General features: G+C 46.2%; 13 protein-coding genes and 2 tRNA genes. 4 read left to right on the forward strand and 11 right to left on the reverse strand.

Going from position 1 to position 14,012, the window contains the following annotated elements; genetic code table 11:
- Positions 1-3 precede the first annotated feature (3 nt).
- The 6 genes from nqrE to HPC38_RS03805 form a co-directional block, all read right to left on the reverse strand.
- Entirely contained in the window at positions 4-600 is a 597-nt protein-coding gene (gene nqrE / locus HPC38_RS03780) for an NADH:ubiquinone reductase (Na(+)-transporting) subunit E (RefSeq protein WP_208119936.1), read from the reverse strand.
- A gap of 4 nt (positions 601-604) precedes the next feature.
- Complete coding sequence (locus HPC38_RS03785; RefSeq protein WP_208119937.1) at positions 605-1,231, reverse strand: NADH:ubiquinone reductase (Na(+)-transporting) subunit D; 627 nt, start codon at positions 1,229-1,231, stop codon at positions 605-607.
- A complete protein-coding gene (locus HPC38_RS03790; protein ID WP_208119938.1) occupies positions 1,224-1,994 on the reverse strand; it encodes a Na(+)-translocating NADH-quinone reductase subunit C in 771 nt (256 codons plus the stop codon). Before HPC38_RS03790 ends, HPC38_RS03785 begins: the two co-directional genes overlap by 8 nt.
- Complete coding sequence (locus HPC38_RS03795) at positions 1,987-3,228, reverse strand: NADH:ubiquinone reductase (Na(+)-transporting) subunit B (protein ID WP_208119939.1); 1,242 nt, start codon at positions 3,226-3,228, stop codon at positions 1,987-1,989. The genes HPC38_RS03790 and HPC38_RS03795 overlap by 8 nt, the downstream gene beginning before the upstream one ends.
- A 2-nt stretch (positions 3,229-3,230) precedes the next feature.
- Entirely contained in the window at positions 3,231-4,574 is a 1,344-nt protein-coding gene (locus tag HPC38_RS03800; RefSeq protein ID WP_208119940.1) for a Na(+)-translocating NADH-quinone reductase subunit A, read from the reverse strand.
- Between the two features lie 375 nt (positions 4,575-4,949).
- The gene (locus tag HPC38_RS03805; protein ID WP_208119941.1) at positions 4,950-5,252 is read right to left on the reverse strand and encodes a BolA family protein; all 303 of its coding nucleotides are present in this window, start codon (positions 5,250-5,252) and stop codon (positions 4,950-4,952) included.
- A gap of 83 nt (positions 5,253-5,335) precedes the next feature.
- Between HPC38_RS03805 and HPC38_RS03810 the strand changes: the two genes are divergently transcribed.
- On the forward strand, positions 5,336-5,965 hold the full coding sequence (locus HPC38_RS03810; RefSeq protein ID WP_208119942.1) for a YajG family lipoprotein: 630 nt from the start codon (positions 5,336-5,338) through the stop codon (positions 5,963-5,965).
- Positions 5,966-6,055: 90 nt separating this feature from the next.
- Here the strand turns inward: HPC38_RS03810 and HPC38_RS03815 are convergent.
- From HPC38_RS03815 to asd, 3 genes are all read right to left on the reverse strand, one after another.
- Positions 6,056-6,131, reverse strand: a tRNA-Asn gene (locus tag HPC38_RS03815).
- Between the two features lie 4 nt (positions 6,132-6,135).
- Positions 6,136-6,211, reverse strand: a tRNA-Phe gene (locus HPC38_RS03820).
- 177 nt (positions 6,212-6,388) lie between these two features.
- Positions 6,389-7,501 carry an aspartate-semialdehyde dehydrogenase gene (asd, locus tag HPC38_RS03825; protein ID WP_208119943.1) on the reverse strand — a complete coding sequence of 371 codons (1,113 nt, stop codon included), beginning with the start codon at positions 7,499-7,501 and terminating at the stop codon, positions 6,389-6,391.
- Between the two features lie 194 nt (positions 7,502-7,695).
- On the opposite strand from asd, the gene HPC38_RS03830 reads away from it, so the two are divergent.
- Positions 7,696-8,448, forward strand: coding sequence for an SDR family oxidoreductase (locus tag HPC38_RS03830; RefSeq protein ID WP_208119944.1), 753 nt, complete (start codon positions 7,696-7,698; stop codon positions 8,446-8,448).
- Between the two features lie 25 nt (positions 8,449-8,473).
- Positions 8,474-10,534, forward strand: coding sequence for a monovalent cation:proton antiporter-2 (CPA2) family protein (locus tag HPC38_RS03835; protein WP_208119945.1), 2,061 nt, complete (start codon positions 8,474-8,476; stop codon positions 10,532-10,534).
- Positions 10,535-10,565: 31 nt separating this feature from the next.
- Here HPC38_RS03835 and HPC38_RS03840 read toward each other — a convergent pair whose 3' ends face one another.
- Complete coding sequence (locus HPC38_RS03840) at positions 10,566-11,390, reverse strand: DNA ligase (protein ID WP_208119946.1); 825 nt, start codon at positions 11,388-11,390, stop codon at positions 10,566-10,568.
- Positions 11,391-11,483: 93 nt separating this feature from the next.
- The gene (ilvY, locus tag HPC38_RS03845) at positions 11,484-12,368 is read right to left on the reverse strand and encodes an HTH-type transcriptional activator IlvY (RefSeq protein ID WP_208119947.1); all 885 of its coding nucleotides are present in this window, start codon (positions 12,366-12,368) and stop codon (positions 11,484-11,486) included.
- 121 nt (positions 12,369-12,489) lie between these two features.
- Between ilvY and ilvC the strand changes: the two genes are divergently transcribed.
- Entirely contained in the window at positions 12,490-13,968 is a 1,479-nt protein-coding gene (gene ilvC, locus HPC38_RS03850) for a ketol-acid reductoisomerase (protein WP_208119948.1), read from the forward strand.
- Positions 13,969-14,012 lie beyond the last annotated feature (44 nt).

Here is a 14,012-nt window from a genome sequence, read left to right on the forward strand (position 1 = left end):
CTCTTATAACTGGATACCAGAAAACGACATAAAACCAAGCGCCATTAGACCTACGGTAATAAAAGTTATACCGAGTCCTTTTAGACCTTTTGGCACATCGGAATATTTCATTTTTTCTGTGATACCAGCCAGTGCAACAATGGCTAACATCCAGCCAGTACCCGCACCAACACCGTAAACCACAGACTCTGCGAAGTTATAATCACGTTGCACCATAAATGATACGCCACCAAAGATCGCACAGTTAACTGTAATCAATGGCAAGAAAATACCTAACGCGTTATAAAGCGCGGGGAAGAATTTATCTAATACCATTTCAAGAATTTGCACTAAGGCTGCGATAACACCGATAAAAGTAATAAAATTTAAAAAGCTTAAATCAATACCTTCTATTAATGCACCATCACGCAAAATCAGATTATAAACAACATTGTTTACTGGAACAGCAATACCTAGCACAAAAATAACTGCTATGCCCAACCCAAATGCTGTTGAAACTTTTTTTGATACCGCAAGGAAAGTACACATTCCTAAGAAGAAGGCCAGCGCCATATTCTCAATGAATACGGATTTTACAAATAAACTAATATAATGTTCCATTGTACTAATCCTTCTCAACTTGTTCAGGTTTCATAGTGCGCAACCCCCAAATGATGAATCCGATGATGAAAAACGCACTCGGTGCCAGCAAAAATAGGCCATTTGGTTGATACCAGCCACCATCTTGCACGGTTGGCAAAATAGTCATGCCGAAGAGCTTCCCTGAACCAATCAACTCACGCAAGAAAGCCACCGTAATTAAGATCGCACCATAGCCTAAGCCATTACCGATCCCATCAAGGAAACTATCAAGCGGTTTTTCTTTCATCGCAAAGGCTTCTGCACGGCCCATTACGATACAGTTGGTGATAATCAAGCCCACAAATACCGACAATTGTTTTGAGATATCATAGGCAAACGCACGCAGCACTTGGTCAACCAAAATAACGAGTGAGGCGATAATCGCCATCTGCACAATAATCCGAATGCTGTTTGGGATATAATTGCGAATAAGCGAAATAAACAAGCTCGAAAACGCTGTAACCAAACTGACTGAGATCCCCATCACAATGGCAGTTTCCATTTTGGTGGTCACCGCCAGTGCAGAACAGATACCGAGAATCTGTAATGCAATTGGGTTATTGTCTAAGATTGGTGAGAGCAATAATGTTTTTGCATTTGTTTTACTCATGACTTAATGCTCCTTCTCTTAGTTTTTGTAAGAAAGGACCAAATCCTTTCGGACCAAACCAGAATTTAAACGTATTTTGCACCCCATTACTAGTCAAAGTTGCACCTGAAAGCGCATCAATGCCATGTGCTTTGTCGGCTGAGCCACCTTTGCTCACATGTAAGACTACCTTGCCTTGATCGTCAAAAATCGTTTTGCCAGGAAATTGCGCCTGCCATTTTGGATTTTCAATCTCACCACCAAGCCCTGGGGTTTCACCTTGATCGTAGTAAGTGATACCATCGAGTGTGTTACCATCAGGTTTGACAGACACAAAGCCATACATGACCGACCAAAGCCCTGTGCCATAAATTGGCAATACAACTTGATCAACTTTACCTTGTGCATTTTTCACTAAGTAAACTTGAGCTAAATTGGCGCGGCGACGAATCTTCGCTACGTCATCATCAGCTGAGATAGCTTGGCTGGTTTGTGGATCTTTTGCCGCTTTTTTGGCATCAAAATCATCTTGATTTGCCACAAAATCACCTGTGTTTAAATCTACCAAACGAGGCTCAATACGCTCAGCATAAATTGACTTAATATTGGCACCTTTCTCAAGCAGGCCTGCCACGCTTAAAATATTTTTTTGTTTATCGAGCAGTTTTTGCTCTTCTTGCAACGGCTTCAAGCTCACCGCAGAGCCCGCTACGATAACAGAACAGGCAAGGCTGACGAGGATAACCACCACCAGCGTGCCGAAAACACTATCTTTCTTAAACATTACGCGCTCTCCTACGTTTGATGTTCGCTTGAACGACAAGGTAGTCAAACAATGGCGCGAACAAGTTAGCAAACAAAATCGCCAACATCATTCCTTCTGGGTAGGCTGGGTTAACCACGCGGATCAACACGCACATCACCCCAATCAACGCGCCATACCACCATTTACCTTTATTAGTAAACGAGGCTGAAACTGGATCGGTTGCCATAAAGAACATCCCAAAAGCAAAGCCACCGAGCACCAAATGCCAATACCACGGCATTGAGAACATTGGGTTGGTGTCTGAGCCAATAAAGTTGAACAGGCTAGAAGTTAAGATCATGCCGATCATCACCCCTGCAACAATCCGCCAAGAAGCGACACGACCAAAAATGATGATCGCACCACCGATAATCAGCATTAAAGTTGACACTTCACCAATAGAGCCTGGAATATTACCAATGAAAGCATCTTGCCAAGTGATTGGCTGTTGAGTAACAGTGTGCATCAAACCCGCTTCGCCACCACTGCTCCATTGTGAAAGTGCGGTCGCGCCTGTAAAGCCGTCAGCCGCTGTCCACACAGCGTCACCTGAAATATTCGCTGGATACGCAAAGAACAAGAATGCACGACCAGCCAACGCAGGGTTTAGGAAGTTTTTACCAGTTCCCCCAAAGACCTCTTTGGCAACTACCACACCAAAGGTGATGCCCAGTACCGCTTGCCATAATGGCAATGTTGGTGGCACGATAAGCGCAAATAGAATTGAAGTAACGAAGAATCCTTCATTCACTTCATGCCCACGCACCATAGCAAAGAGCACCTCCCAAAAACCACCAACGATAAATACGGTGATGTAAATTGGCAGGAAGTAAGTTGCCCCGAGGAGCATTTTGCTACCCCAGCTGGCGTTTGGCGCTAATGTACCGCCTAAGCTTTCAGTTAGCCAGTAGTGCCAGTCGTTGTTAATGACAGCTTGCAGTGCCTCACCTTGGTAAAGGTGATTGAGTGCCACAATCGCTTGCCCACCTACGTTGTAGATGCCATAAAATAGTGCTGGGAAGATGGCCAGCCAAACCAAAATCATCATTCGTTTTAAGTCAACGGCATCGCGCACATGCGCATTGGTGCGAGTCACTGTACCTGGAGTATAAAAAATAGTTGCTGCTGCTTCATACAGTGCAAAGAATTTTTCGTATTTTCCACCAGGTAAGAACGCAGGCTCCATTTTTTCTAACAGATGTTTCAAACCCATTTTTAACCATCCTTCTCAATCTTAGTCAAGACATCGCGTAAGATTGGGCCATATTCGTATTTGCCTGGACACACATAGGTGCACAGTGCCAAATCTTCTTCATCAAGCTCCAAACAACCAAGCGCTTGCGCCTCATCTGTGTCACCTGCGATCAAATCACGCAATAACATTGTTGGTAAAATATCAAGTGGCATCACACGTTCGTAACTACCAATTGGCACCATAGCGCGTTCACTGCCATTTACCGCCGTTGTCATTGGGAATAATTTACTGCGTAAAAAATGCCCCAATGTGGTGCGAGTGATTGAGAATTTATCTGATGCAGGCGTAATCCAACCAAATAATTCTTTTTCGCGTCCTTCAAGTAACACCGATACTTGCAAATGATATGCCCCAAGATAAGCATGTGGTGCATCAGCGATCGTACCATTAAGCACAGAGCCTGAAATCACACGGTTTTCACCGTCTTTTAGTTGCCCTGCCGTCAGCTCATTGAGCGAGGCACCTACGCAAGTGCGCAGTAATCTCGGCTCTTTAACCTGAGGTCCAGCAAGTGAAATCACGCGTTCAGTGCTGATTTCACCGGTGGTGAATAATCTACCAATAGCCATCACGTCTTGATAGTTGATAGTCCATACCGTTTTGGTCGCACTCACGGGCTCTAAAAAGTGAATGTGAGTACCCACTAATCCTGCTGGATGCGGGCCACTGAAGGTTTCAACATGTAATTTGGCGATACTTGGTGCGGTGATAGGTGCACCGTCGGCTTTACACAAATAAAGTTTATCGCAGTTCAAGCGACTTAAGATCACAAGCCCATCGTGAAAGGCATCAATGTCAGCATTAATCACAACAGACGGATCTGCCGCTAACGGGTTGGTATCCATCGCGTTGACAAAAATAGCCGCAGGCTTGCTGTCAACGACAGGCACTTTGCTAAATGGACGAGTGCGAAGCACACGCCAAAGACCCGCATCAAGCAATTGCTTACGCACTTGCTCATCGCTGAGCGAGGCTAGCTGTTGGCGGTCAAATTTTTCAAAAGTAATTTGCTCGTTACCTTCAACCTTAATCACTACAGATTGCAATACGCGCTTAGCGCCGCGGTTGATTGCCGTGACAGTGCCGCTGGCAGGGGCAGTAAAATGTACGCCAGGGTTTTTCTTATCAGAAAACAACACCTGGCCTTTTTTCACTACATCGCCTTCTCGCACACTCATCGACGGACGCATTCCCACAAAATCTTCGCCAAGCACCGCAACTTCAGTAATGGCGGGGCCATTCTGGATTACCTGCGCTGGTTTCCCACATAGAGGAAGGTCCAAGCCTTTTTTAATCGTAATCATATGTTAGCACTACTTATCAGTTAGGTTTACATCACACCACACCACAAAGTGCGGTGCGGCCTCGTTTTGAGCCCTAGAAGCAATAGCAACTCTTGGTACGCCAAAAGTTGCCATGCAAAGCAACGTTAAAAACTCAAATTCTTTCCATAGAAACAAGCACATACCCTCTCAATGCTACATTGAGTGTGCTTGTTCGTTAAATTTTTGCTAATAAAAGTACGCTATTGTAACCAATTAAAGGGCTAAAATTCCACTTTAACCGCACTTTTTTTTGATCTAATTGCGCTATTTTTGCGATTTTTAAGAACAAAACAAGGGTTTGATTTTTTAGCAATAAATAATTCACCTATTACTGATTTTTCACCCGTTTTTAAGCTATTTTCCATGGCCTGCGCAACGCGGTGAGGAAATCACAGCTTCACACTCGGCCCACTCTTGCACAGTGAATGTGTGTAACGACAGCGCATGCACGCCATTATTGCCTTGATTCAACGCTTGATAAACCGATTGATGACGCGCTACAGCACGTTTGCCCACAAACTTATCGCTCACCAGCACAATACGAAAATGCGAATCAGCCCCTTTGCCTGAGCTGTGTAGGTGACTTTCGTTTTCCACCAACAAAAAGTGCGGTGCAAATTGGGCGTGTAAAATGGTTTCGATCTGCTGTTGATTCATATTACCCTCGCTGGAAACACTATACATTATCTCGAGAGTTTGCCACAATAACACTATCGGATGAATTAGCCAAAGGAGTTTATATGAAAAATTGGAAAAAAACTATCGCCACTACCGCACTTTTAAGTACCTGTGTAGTACTGAGTGCCTGCCAAGCACCTGTGAGCAACACTCTTAACTTTGTGCCACCAGCACCGAGTGCGAATTTCAGCACACAAAATCAGCAAGTAAGTGTGAATGTGCTAGCTCAAGATCAGCGCGCAAGTTCTGAGGTGGCCAGCTTTGCGGAAAACGGCAAAATGCGCCATTTGCAAGCAAGCCCTGAGGTAGCTCAACTATTCCAACAAGTGGTGCAGCAAGATCTCAACAGTAAGGGCTTTCGCGTCGCTTCTGGCATGGCAACGAATGCCAATGTGGTGGTGGTAATCAAAGAGTTCTACGCCAAAGTCTCTGAAGGCAACCTGTCGCATAAAATTGATAGCAAAGTCGCAGTAAGCGTGAATGTGCAAGGTGCTGCGGGCAACTTTAGTAAAAGTTTCTCCGCCACTAACACCAAAGAAGGTGCATTTGGCGTGAACAACGAGAAAATTCAAGCGGTGCTCAACAGTGCCTTCCAAGATGTGGTGACCAAAATCTACAACGACAATGAAATTGGTCAATCACTGCTGCGCCTAAGCCGCCGTCCTGCGGTGCAATACGCCCCTGCACAATAACACACCACACTTTTGATAACCGCACTTTTAACAGTGCGGTTTTTTATTTGCAACAAAAAACCCGCTGAGATTACTCAACGGGTTAGAATTTGGCTCCTCCTGCTGGACTTGAACCAGCGACATACGGATTAACAGTCCGCCGTTCTACCGACTGAACTAAGGAGGAAAAGTGGTGCCCGGAGGCGGAATCGAACCACCGACACGGGGATTTTCAATCCCCTGCTCTACCGACTGAGCTATCCGGGCAACGTCTTAGTGGTGCGTATTAAACGTTTTTTTCGTCTTTAAGTCAACACTTAATCCAAAATTTTTTTCGCTTTTGTGCTTAAGTGCGTGCAAATTGTGCAAATTGACGCAAATCAAAACACATTCTGCACTTTTATTACGCGCCACATCAAAGTGCGGTAACCGCACTTTCTGTTTTTATGCCGCCACTAATTGGCGTAAAATGCGACGAATTGGTTCAGCCGCCCCCCAAAGTAATTGGTCGCCGACTGTAAAAGCCGCTAAATATTCGCCGCCCATATTGAGCTTCCGTAACCGCCCAACGGGTACACTTAATGTGCCAGTGACTTTGGTTGGAGTCAGCTCACGCAACGTGGTCTCTTTGTCGTTCGGAATAACTTTCACCCACTCGTTATGAGATGCCAAAATTTGCTCAATTTCCGCCAATGGCAGGTCTTTTTTCATTTTGATGGTGAACGCTTGACTGTGGCAACGCAATGCCCCAATGCGCACACACAAGCCATCAATTGGAATTGGATTTTCGCTCAAGCCTAAAATCTTGTTGGTTTCAGCGTAACCTTTCCACTCTTCTTTGGTTTGTCCGCTGTCTAGTAATTTGTCGATCCATGGAATCAGGCTGCCCGCCAACGGCGCACCAAAGTTTTCACATGGCAAATCGGTACGCATTTTTTCTGTCACTTTGCGCTCAATGTCTAAAATCGATGACGCTGGATTATCTAAATCGGTTTTCACCACAGTATTTAACTCGCCCATTTGCGCGAGCAACTCACGCATATTTTTCGCCCCTGCACCACTGGCTGCCTGATAGGTTGCCACAGAAATCCATTCCACCAAATCACGCTCAAATAAGCCACCCAATGCCATTAACATCAGGCTTACAGTACAATTACCGCCCACATAGGTTTTAATGCCTTTTTTGAGGCCGTCTTCAATCACATGTTGGTTGACAGGATCAAGCACAATGATGGCGTCTTTTTCCATCCGCAAGGCGCTGGCTGCGTCCACCCAGTAGCCATTCCAGCCTGCTGCACGCAATTTTGGATAAACTTCATTGGTGTAATCACCGCCTTGACAAGTCACGATGATGTCGAGCTTGGCCAGTGCGTCAATGTCATACGCATCTTGCAATGTGCCGGCTTGCTTGCCGCCAAATTCCGGCGCGGCTTGCCCTGCTTGCGAGGTTGTGAAATACACAGGATTGAGTTTTGCAAAGTCCTGTTCTTGTTGCATACGATCCATTAAAACGGAACCCACCATTCCGCGCCAGCCGATAAAACCTACGTTTTGCATTTTTTGTCCTTAGTTTGATGTTGTAATAAAACCTGAGTTCAGATACTAATTACTAAATTTAGCTAATAAATGCAATTATTTTTTGTATGACCCTTCGATTTTCTCTATCAGATGTTACAATAATTCAAAAATAATGATGTTTATTTGCACTCTTTTTAATAACTATCCTATCGCTCAGTTTTTAAGGAGGACTTATGTTAGCGTTAATTACTGGTGCCAGTGCAGGTTTTGGCGCCGCCACCGCACGCTTATTTGTTCAGCACGGCCACAAAGTCATCATCACCGCGCGCCGCCAAGAACGCCTTGCCCAATTGCAACAAGAGCTGGGCGAACGCTGTTACACGCTGGCTTTTGATGTGCGTGATGAAAGTGCGGTTCGCCAAGCGTTAGCCAGCCTGCCACCGCAGTGGCGCGAGATTGACGTGCTCATCAATAACGCAGGGCTTGCACTCGGCGTGGACAATGCGCCGAACTGCTCTCTCAAAGATTGGCAGCAGATGATAGACACCAACATCACAGGCCTTGTCACGCTCACCCATGCTCTATTGCCAGAAATGGTCTCACGCAATCGCGGGCACATTATCAATTTAGGCTCCATTGCGGGCAGCTATCCATACCCTGGCGGCAATGTGTACGGTGCGACCAAAGCCTTCGTGAAACAATTTAGTATCAACTTGCGCGCCGATTTAGTCGGCACGGCCATTCGCGTAACCAATGTTGAACCTGGGCTTTGCGGCGGTACCGAATTTTCCAACGTGCGCTTTCACGGCGATGATGCAAAAGCCACCGCACTTTATGCTAATGTTGATTACATCACCCCTGAAGACATTGCCGAAACACTCTTGTGGATAGCGCAACGCCCTGCGCATGTGAACATCAACCGCATTGAAATTATGCCTGTGGCGCAAGCGCCAGCGGGACTGGTTGTGAAGAAAAAAGCCAACTAAAAGTGCGGTCACGGAATATAGCATCATGGAAACCATTTTACTCAACGCATTTATTTATCTTGCAGCCGCCGCCGTCGCAGTGCCTATCCTAAAGCGTCTAGGGCTTGGATCGGTACTCGGCTATTTACTCGCAGGCATTATGATAGGTCCTGTATTAGGCTTGGTTGGCAACGAGATTAAAGATATTCAGCATGTCGCTGAGTTTGGCGTGGTGATGATGCTATTTTTGGTGGGCTTAGAGCTAGAACCGCATAAACTCTGGCAGCTGAAAACCAAATTGCTTGGGCTAGGCGGGCTGCAAGTGGGCTTAACGATCGCAGCTTTTGCAGGCATTGCCATCGCGCTTGGGCAATCGTGGAAAGTGGCTATTGCGCTGGGGTGTATTTTATCCCTGTCATCAACCGCCATTGTGTTACAAACCCTAGGGGAAAAGGGGTTAATTACCAGCCCTGGCGGGCAATCTAGCTTTTCGGTGTTGCTGTTTCAAGATATTGTGGTGATCCCCATGCTCGCCTTGCTGCCGCTATTGACCATGTCAAGCTACGGTGTGCCCGTAGTCGAAGGCCAACACAATATGATGGAAGGCATGAGTGGCTATATCAAATCGTTAGTCACCATTGGTGTGATGACCGTCATTGTTGGTGGTGGGCATTTTTTAGGGCAACCGATATTTCGTTTTATCGCCAAAGCCAACCTGCGCGAAGCCTTTAGCATTTTTGCCCTTGCCCTTGTGATTGGCATTGCGCTTTTGATGTCGTCGGTTGGGCTTTCTCCTGCCCTTGGCGCGTTTCTCGCAGGTGTGGTGCTTGCCAGCAGTGAATATCGCCACGAGCTTGAAAGCAATCTTGCTCCGTTTAAAGGCTTGCTGCTTGGACTCTTTTTTATGACCGTTGGCGCAGGCATCGATTTTCGTCTACTCTTTTCCCAGTTCGGAACCATTCTTGGGCTGACCATTACCGTCATTTTCGTCAAAATATTGATTTTATGGCTGCTTTCAGTCGCATTTAGATTAAAAAAAGCACAACAATGGCTTTTTGCACTTGCTCTTGCGCAAGCTGGGGAATTTGGCTTTGTGTTGATTGCCTTTACCAAACAAATGTGGGTCATTCCTTGGCAGTTAGGTGACATGCTCTTGCTGGTGGTGACACTCTCTATGCTCATTTCCCCGCTCTTATTCGTGTTTTATGACAAAGTGCTACAACCGCGTTTAATTGAAAGCAATGAGCGCGAAATGGATACAATCGATCAACAAAGCCCTGTTTTGGTGGCAGGTTATGGGCGCTACGGGCAAATTGTGTGTAGCTTACTGCGCTGCTGTGGCTTTAAACCCACGGTGATTGATTTCGACGTCACGTTGGTTGAAGGCATGACCAAATTCGGCTATAAAACCTACTTTGGTGACGCCACCCATCCAGAGCTGCTCGAATCGGCTGGTATTGCACAGGCAAAATTGCTCATCATCGCCATCGATAATAAAGACGACACCTTGCGCATCGTGAGCTATGTGCATCAAACCTATCCGAATTTGCCGATCATCACGCGCGCTTACGATCGTCTGCACACCTATGATCTTTACCAAGCTGGCGCTACCGTAATTGTGCGTGAAGTATTTGATTCTTCCGTACGCAGCGGTAAATTCGCCCTTGAATTATTGGGAATTAAAAAAGAAAAAGCGCGCAAATTAAGTGCCTTTTTCTATCACCGCAACCGCTATGAACAGCACCTAATGGCCGATGTTTATGAACCTGGCCATTCTATGTTTACAAATGAGAAAATGATCGACATCGCCAAGCAGGTGGACGATGAAACAGCGAAAATGATGCAAGCGATTTTGCGTGGCGAAAGTGTCGATTGGCGACCACCAGGTGCGGAAAATGATTTCAAAGAAGACGGACATCTTGCTCCTGAAATGACAAGTGACGCGCCCTTGTTTAATCCATCGGACAAAACACAAAGTGCGGTCACAGTAAAAAGCAAACAAAGAAGCGAACCTTCTGGCGGTGAAGCAACATCAAAGAAAGTAGACAACGCAGATAAAAATGAGCTACCTGAGCCTGTTGACAGTCTTGAAAGCAACACCCAATAATACCCGACTGCACTTTGCACAAAAAGTGCGGTTATTTCACTTCATCATTGCGCTCACGCAAAAAAATGGCAAAGCGCGGTTTTCCCTGAGCGGTGAATCCTTGATATTGATAAGTAATTTTACTACCAACAGCGGGCGGATTTTGGCGTTGTTCCACACTAAAGCCTGAGCCAATTTTGAACACACCATAGCGATTAACACAGCTTATCGCCCCAAGCATCCCCGCAAACTGCCCTTTGCCCTCAATGTGACGAACCACCGTACATTCATCATCAAAGCGGCTTTTAACTTTCAAAATCTGGCTGCTACGCCCATGTTGATAAGGCATATTCGGATTGCGCACCACCACGCCTTCGCCGCCCTTTTGCTCAACCTCGTGGAGAAAGCGCTGCATATGCGCTTTGTTTTGAATTGGAATCTGCTCAATAATCTCAATGTGTGGTGCAGGATTGTTTGTCAGATAATCCCGCAACACTTGCAACCGCTGCCATAAATTACCTTTTGCATTCGGCACATCAAAAACATATAACTTCAACCGATGCCAACCAACATCTTGCTGGCTACGCACGATAGACGAAATTTGGCTAAATTCCCCGCGCGCCGAAAACAGCTCACCATCAATCGAAAAAGGCGGAAAATTTTCAAGAAAATCGCTCGGCGGTAAAAACGCATTCCCCTGACGGCTTAACAGTGTCTGCCCCGTCCAAAAACCACGCACACCATCGAGTTTCTCACTCATCACCCAGCCCGCTAGTGATTGCCCCTCATAACGCTTTAACAACATCACATCAGGCACCCTCGCCCAACTCATCAACGCCGTCACAAAAAGCATTAAAAATACAACCCCTTTCCTCATGCTCACCTCCCACAAAAAGTGCGGTTTAGTATAAAAACAGCACATACAAAATACGAGAGAGGTAATCCAAAGTCAGGATCTAGATCGCAAAAATCATCTCTTCTCACCCAAAAACTGCCAAAAGGCGGCCACTAGGGGTTGTTTTAGTTGTTTTTTCTGGACACATACGCCCAGTTCAAAGGGGGCGATTTTGGTTGGTAAGGTTAAAAATGAGACTTGATCGCGCATTGGGCTGTTATTAATCACCACATCAGGCAGTAGCGCGACACCGCACCCTAGGGCAACCATCGGGACGATGCCCTCATGCCCTGCCACGCAGGCATAAATTTGGGGTTGCAAAATCTGCATCTGGCGAAACCAAATATCAATCCGTTCTCGCACAGGTCCTGCCACGGGCAAAATAAAGGGAATATGTTGCCAGTCGATTGGTTGCGATTGCAATAAGCGCGTGGAAAGGCACGCCACTCGTGGGGCGATTAAGGAGAGATGAATGTCGCCGATGTAGTGAAAGTCGATATTCTCTGGCAAGTGTAAAGGTCGTCCGACGATCGCTAGATCTGCTTGATTTGACCGCACTTGTTCGATCGCATTAGCAGGATCACCTGTCGTTAATGTGATGTCGATATTGGGGTGGCGCTTGCGAAAAGCGGTTAAAATCGGTGGCAGGTGGCTGTAAGAGGCTGTCACTGAACAAAACAAACGCAGCTCGCCTGATAGCCCATCGGCTTGACTAAACCGCACTTTTAATGCTTGCCAGCGCTGCCACTGTTCGCGCGCGAATGTGGCGAATTCCTCGCCGTATGGGGTGAGCGAAAAACTGCGATTATCACGCAGCAAGAGCGTTTGCCCCAATTCTTGCTCAAGGCGTTGGATTTGGCGTGACAGCGTGGAAGGGCTCATATAGTGCGCCCGCGCTGTTTGGCTAAATGTTTGATTTTGAACTAAATCTAAAAACAGTTTTAATTGCTGAAATTCCATAACTCGACCGCACTTTGTTGCAAAAAATGCAATAATTATTTTCAATAATATCAATTTTCGCAACACGGATTGTACGTTATACTCGCTTTACTGTCTATGCAAACACAATTAAGGATCATTTATGGCAAACTATTTCAACACATTAAACCTACGCCAACAGCTTGACCAACTTGGGCGCTGCCGTTTTATGGCGCGTGAGGAGTTCGCTGATGAAGCCAATTTCTTAAAAGGCAAAAAAATCGTCATCATTGGCTGTGGCGCACAAGGCTTGAATCAGGGTTTAAATATGCGCGATTCGGGCTTAGATATCAGCTATGCTCTGCGTCAGGCCGCCATTGATGAAAAACGCGCGTCGTTCACGCGTGCGCACGAAAATGGCTTTAAAGTCGGCACCTATGAAGAACTTATTCCGCAAGCGGATTTGGTGATTAATCTCACCCCTGATAAACAGCACTCAGACGTTGTGAAAGCGGTGATGCCCCTGATGAAAGAAGGCGCCGCATTGGGCTATTCCCACGGGTTAAACATTGTCGAAGTGGGTGAACAAATCCGCTCTGACATCACGGTTGTAATGGTGGCGCCAAAATGCCCAGGCACAGAAGTGCGCGAAGAATATAAACGTGGCTTTGGTGTGCCAACCCTGCTCGCCGTTCACCCTGAAAATGACCCTAAAGGCGAAGGCTGGGCAATTGCGAAAGCATGGGCGGCGGCAACCGGCGGGCACCGCGCGGGCTGTTTGGCTTCATCGTTCGTCGCTGAGGTGAAATCCGATTTAATGGGTGAGCAAACTATTTTGTGCGGCATGTTACAAGCGGGCTCACTGTTGTGTTACGACAAACTAGTCGCTGACGGAAAAGATCCTGCCTATGCGGCGAAGTTGGTGCAATATGGCTGGGAAACGATCACCGAATCCCTCAAGCAAGGTGGCATCACATTGATGATGGACAGGCTGTCCAACAGTGCCAAAATTCGCGCTTTTGAATTATCAGAACAGATTAAAAGCCTGCTCAAACCGTTGTTTGAAAAGCACATGGACGACATCATTAGTGGCGAGTTTTCACGCATTATGATGGAAGACTGGGCCAATAATGACAAAAAATTGCTGACTTGGCGCGAACAAACGGGGCAAACTGCCTTTGAAAAAGCGCCACTTTATGAAGGTAAAATCAGTGAGCAAGAATATTACGACAATGGCGTGTTAATGGTTGCCATGGCAAAAGCGGGCGTCGAGTTGGCATTTGAAACCATGGTGAAAAGTGGCATTTTACCTGAGTCTGCATACTATGAATCGTTGCACGAATTGCCGTTGATCGCTAACACCATCGCGCGTAAACGGTTGTATGAAATGAATGTGGTAATTTCAGACACCGCAGAATACGGTAATTACTTATTCGCTTTTGTAGCAGGCCCGCTCATGGCAGAAAAATTTATGCCAACTCTAGAACGTGGCGATTTGGGTGAAAAAGTAGTTAATGATGAAATTGATAATATTCAATTACGCGATGTTAATGACGCTATTCGTGAACACCCAATTGAGCAAGTGGGTAAAGTTTTGCGTGGCTATATGAAAGACATGAAACGTATTGCTGTAGCCGCCTAACCGCACTTTCTCTTTTCAAGCCCGCAAAATGCGGGCTTTTTTAC

This window comes from Spirabiliibacterium pneumoniae, from assembly GCF_014884995.1.
GTDB classification, from domain to species: Bacteria; Pseudomonadota; Gammaproteobacteria; order Enterobacterales; family Pasteurellaceae; genus Spirabiliibacterium; species Spirabiliibacterium pneumoniae.